This window comes from Anaerostipes faecalis (genome assembly GCF_018982945.1).
In the GTDB taxonomy this organism is placed as follows: domain Bacteria; phylum Bacillota; class Clostridia; order Lachnospirales; family Lachnospiraceae; genus Anaerostipes; species Anaerostipes faecalis.
This window is the reverse complement of record NZ_JABRXE010000035.1, coordinates 1-687: the sequence shown is the minus strand read 5'-3', so window position 1 is coordinate 687 and position 687 is coordinate 1. Positions and strand designations below refer to the sequence as shown.

At 31.1% G+C, this 687-nt stretch carries 1 protein-coding gene; it reads left to right on the top strand.

Annotated elements, in window-relative coordinates:
- On the top strand, nt 1-610 hold a 610-nt coding region (locus KTB61_RS12895), incomplete at its 5' end, for a radical SAM protein (RefSeq protein WP_216697705.1).
- Between the last annotated feature and the right edge of the window lie 77 nt (nt 611-687).

Sequence of the window (687 nt, the reverse complement as noted above, 5' to 3'; positions counted from 1 at the left end):
TGAACCTGGATTTATTACGCCTGAAGTTGTAAAACGATTAAGCAAAATTCAAAGTTTTTGTCCTCATTTCCATTTATCTTTACAAAGTGGATGCGATGCAACATTAAAAAGAATGAACAGAAAATATACAACACAGGAAATACGGCAGAAATGTAAACTGATTAGACAGTATTTTGATAATCCGGCTTTAACTACCGATATTATTGTGGGATTTCCAGGGGAAACAGAAGAAGAATTTCAACAGACAAGAGATTTTCTGGAAGAGATAAATCTTTATGAAATGCATATTTTTAAATATTCAATAAGAAAAGGAACTAAGGCAGCTCAAATGGATCATCAGGTAAATGATCAGATAAAAACAAAGCGCAGTAATATCCTTCTTGAAATGTCCCAAAAACATCAGCAGGAGTTTGAAGAAGCACAGCTTGATATGACAAAAGAAATTCTGATTGAGGAATCTCTTCATGGTAAAGAGAATTTCTATACAGGTCATACAAGAGAATATATTAAGACAGCAGTTTATAGTGAAATACCATTGGAAAATCAGATCATTCATGCACAATTAAAGAGAATTTCTCCAGATGGATATGTTGAAGGAGATGTAATCTAAAGAGTTTGATATGTAAAAGCTTTGTGAAATTTATGATTACCATTGATATTTTAAATATTTTATATTAGAATGATACT